4 protein-coding genes are annotated in these 3,564 nt (G+C 68.4%); 1 reads left to right on the forward strand and 3 read right to left on the reverse strand.

Features of this window, described 5'->3' with window-relative positions; all coding sequences use genetic code 11:
• Window positions 1-24: 24 nt before the first annotated feature.
• From ABS88_RS00825 to alr, 3 genes are read right to left on the reverse strand one after another with little or no spacing between them, the layout of a single operon-like run.
• Window positions 25-369 carry a RidA family protein gene (locus ABS88_RS00825; protein ID WP_067107944.1) on the reverse strand — a complete coding sequence of 115 codons (345 nt, stop codon included), beginning with the start codon at window positions 367-369 and terminating at the stop codon, window positions 25-27.
• 29 nt (window positions 370-398) lie between these two features.
• On the reverse strand, window positions 399-1,646 hold the full coding sequence (locus tag ABS88_RS00830; RefSeq protein WP_076076016.1) for a D-amino acid dehydrogenase: 1,248 nt from the start codon (window positions 1,644-1,646) through the stop codon (window positions 399-401).
• Window positions 1,643-2,782 (reverse strand): alanine racemase, encoded by a 1,140-nt coding sequence (alr, locus tag ABS88_RS00835; protein ID WP_076076013.1) that lies wholly within the window; start codon window positions 2,780-2,782, stop codon window positions 1,643-1,645. Before alr ends, ABS88_RS00830 begins: the two co-directional genes overlap by 4 nt.
• Window positions 2,783-2,908: 126 nt before the next feature.
• Between alr and ABS88_RS00840 the strand changes: the two genes are divergently transcribed.
• Window positions 2,909-3,373 (forward strand): Lrp/AsnC family transcriptional regulator, encoded by a 465-nt coding sequence (locus ABS88_RS00840; protein ID WP_067184830.1) that lies wholly within the window; start codon window positions 2,909-2,911, stop codon window positions 3,371-3,373.
• The last annotated feature ends 191 nt before the right edge of the window (window positions 3,374-3,564 follow it).

The following is a 3,564-nucleotide window of genomic DNA, read 5'->3' on the forward strand; positions in this document are numbered from 1 at the left end:
AAACGATATCGGCATTGGTGTCGGTCAGGCCGCGGCGACGACGATGATCTCAACCTTGTATTCAGGCGTAGCCAGCTTCGCTTCGCCGGTGGCGCGCGCGGGGGCGTCCTTGCCGTCGACCCATTCGTCCCACACCGCGTTCATTTCCGCGAAGTCGGCCATGTCGGCGAGCCAGATCGTCGCCGAGAGGATCTTCGACTTGTCCGAGCCGGCGGCGGCGAGCAGCGTCTCGATCGCGGCGAGCACGGCGCGCGTCTGGGCGGTGACGCTTTCGCCCGGCGCCCCGACCTGACCCGACAGGTAGATGGTCCCGTTGTGGACGACCGCCTGGCTCATGCGCCGCCCGGACTCGATACGGTTGATGGTCATGCTGTTTCCTTTCGATGTTGTTGCAGGTGTCAGGAGCGGCCGTAGCGCGCGAGCGACAGGTCGGCGGTTTCGATGTCGGGCTGCCGGCCGCCGATCAGGTCGGCGATCACGCGCGCCGATCCGCACGCCATCGTCCAGCCCAGCGTGCCGTGGCCGGTGTTGAGGAACAGGTTGGGATAGCGGGTCGGGCCGACGACCGGCGTGCCGTCGGGCGTCATCGGACGCAGGCCCGACCAGTAGGTGAGGGCGTCGATGGCACCGCCGCCCGGGAACAGGTCGGTCAGCGAATGGAGCAATGTCTCGCGCCGCCGCTCGGGCAGGGCATTGTTGTACCCCGAAATCTCCGCCATGCCGCCGACGCGGATGCGGTCGCCGAGGCGGGTGATCGCGATCTTGTAGCTTTCGTCCATCAGCGTCGAAAGCGGCGCGTGCGCGGCGTCGGCGACGGGCACGGTGATCGAGTAGCCCTTGACCGGATAGACGGGCAGGGTCAGCCCCAGCGGGCGCAGCATCTGCGGCGAAAAGCTGCCGAGCGCGACGACATAGGCGTCCGCCGTCACCAGACCCCGGTCGGTTTCGACCCCGACATCGGGCCGCAGCGCCTGAATCCGGGTCCCGTAGCGGAAGGTGACGCCGCGCGCCTCCGCCATGCGGGCGAGCGCGGCGGTGAATTTGAAGCAGTCGCCGGTTTCGTCGCCGGGCAGCCGCAGCCCGCCCACCACCTTGTCGCGCGCCGCGCCCAGCCCGGGCTCGACCGCCACGCAGCCGTCGCGGTCGAGCACCTCGAACGGGACACCGCTCGCGCGCAGCACCGCGATGTCCTTTGCCATGCCGTCGAGCTGCTTCTGGGTGCGGAACAGCTGCAGGGTGCCGCCGGTGCCTTCGTCATAGGCGATGCCGGTCGTCTCGCGCAGCGCGACGAGGCAGTCCTTGCTGTATTCGGCGAGGCGGACCATTCGCGCCTTGTTCACATGATAGCGCGCGCTGGTGCAGTTGCGCAGCATCGCCAGCAGCCACCGCAGCATCGCGCCGTCGATCTGCGGCCGCAGGATCAGCGGCGCGTGCCGCATCATCAGCCAGCGGATCGCCTTCATCGGGATGCCGGGTGCGGCCCACGGGGCGGAATAGCCGGGCGAGACCTCGCCCGCGTTGGCGAAGCTGGTTTCGAGCGCCGGGCCGGCCTGGCGGTCGAGCACCACCACCTCGTGCCCCGCTTCGGCCAGATACCAGGCGGTGGTGACGCCGATCACCCCGCTGCCAAGAACCGCGATCTTCATGCCGGCCTCCCTGAAATAACCCCCGCGAAGGGAAGATAATGCCGGTCGTAACGATGGCCGAGCGACGTCAGTATCTCGTAGGAAATGGTCCCCGCATCGCGCGCGAGGACGTCGACCGGCTGGTGCGGGCCGATGATCTCGACCCAGTCGCCTTCCTCCGGCTGCCCGGCGGGCAGGTCGCTGACGTCGAGCGTGATGCTGTCCATCGACACGCGCCCGAGGATCGGCAACCGCCGGCCGTCGAACCAGGCGGCGCCGCGATTGCCGAGCGTGCGCGGCAGGCCGTCCGCATAGCCGACGCCGATCGTCGCGATGCGCGTCGGCCGGGTGCAGCGATGGGTGAGGTCGTATCCGACCCCGGTGCCTTCGGGGACGGTGCGGACCTGCACGACCCGCGCGTCGAGCCGGACGACGGGTTCGAGCGCGTCGGCCGGGTCGCCGCTGGGCGATCCGCCGTAGAGCGCGATCCCCGCCCGCACGACGTCCTTGTGATAGGGGGCCGCCAGAAAGGCGCCGCCCGAATTGGCGAGCGACCGGGGAACGCCGGGAAAGGCGGCCGCCAGCCGGTCGAACGCGGCGATCTGCATCGCGTTGGCCTCGCTGTCGGGGGTGCCCGACGAGGCGAGGTGGCTCATCACCAGCCGCAGGTCGACCGCCTGGCGGAAGCGATCGTCATGCGCGAGCCGGACGCCGTCTTCGGGGGCGAGCCCGAGCCGCGACATGCCGCTGTCGAGTTGCAGGACGGCGGGAAGCCGCCGATCGAGCGCGCGCGCGGTCTCGGCCCAGCGCTCCGCCTGACCAGGCGAATTGAGGACGGGAACGATCCCGTGCCGCGCGCATAGCGGCTCGACGCCCGGCGGCAGGCCGTTGAGGACGATGAGTTCGGCCTGCGGCGGAAGTTCGTCGCGGATCGCCAGCGCCTCGTCGAGATGCGCGACGAAGAAGCGGCGACAGCCGGCATCCCACAGCGCCGAGGCCACCGGACCGCTACCGAGGCCATAGGCATCGGCCTTCACCACCGCCGCAGCCGTAGCGGGGGCGACGCGCGCGGCGATGGCCGCATAGTTGCGGGCCAGCGCCGGCAGGTCGATCCAAAGCCGGCCGCAGCGGGCCGTGGGCGCGCGATTATCTGGCAAAGACGATCCCCTTCCGGCAAAAAGAATATCAGAATAATGTTGGATTTTGGATGCGAATTACGCGTGATTATTCTGTTTTTGCGGTTTTGGTTGAATTAAGTTTCATCCTCATGCGATAGGGTTCGAATGGACGCCATCGACCGCAACATCGTCCGGCTGCTGCGCCTGAACGGGCGCATGCCGAATCGCGAGCTGGCGGCCGAGGTCGGGCTTTCCCCTTCGGCCTGCCTGCGCCGGGTCGGCAACCTGGAAGCGAGCGGGGTGATCCGCGGCTATACGGCGATCGTCGCGCCCACGGAACGGGACGGGCTGATCGTCATCATCCGTATCACGCTGGAGCGGCAGACCGAGGCCTATCTCAACCGGTTCGAGGAAGCCGTCCGCCAGCACCCGGAAATCGAGGAATGTTTCCTGATGACGGGCGATCCCGATTACATCCTGCGGATCACCGCCGCCGATGCCGCGGCCTACGAGGAAATCCACAAGACGATCCTGTCGCGCCTTCCCGGCGTCGAGCGCATCCATTCGAGCATCGCGGTGCGCAGCGTTCCGAAGCATGCGGGCGTGCGGCCGAAGGGTGCGTATCGCTGACGCCGCGGCGCGATTCCGCCGCGCGCGCTCCGACCTTGCCCGGCGCGTGAGGTCCGCATCCCCTATCCATAATGAAGCGCTGCGAAATTTCTCGCGCGCCATCGCGCGGGCGTGATCCGAAATCCCCCCATCGTGCGCATAGAAATATGGGATTCGATGGCGGCCGTCGCGTCGGAAGAGGGGGGATCGGA

Source organism: Sphingopyxis sp. SCN 67-31, from assembly GCF_001725095.1.

Coding starts and splice junctions, on each gene's coding strand:
- ABS88_RS00830 (WP_076076016.1), bottom strand. CDS start 1,646: ATGAAGATCGCGGTTCTTGGCAGCGGGGTGATCGGCGTCACCACCGCC.
- ABS88_RS00825 (WP_067107944.1), bottom strand. CDS start 369: ATGACCATCAACCGTATCGAGTCCGGGCGGCGCATGAGCCAGGCGGTC.
- ABS88_RS00840 (WP_067184830.1), top strand. CDS start 2,909: ATGGACGCCATCGACCGCAACATCGTCCGGCTGCTGCGCCTGAACGGG.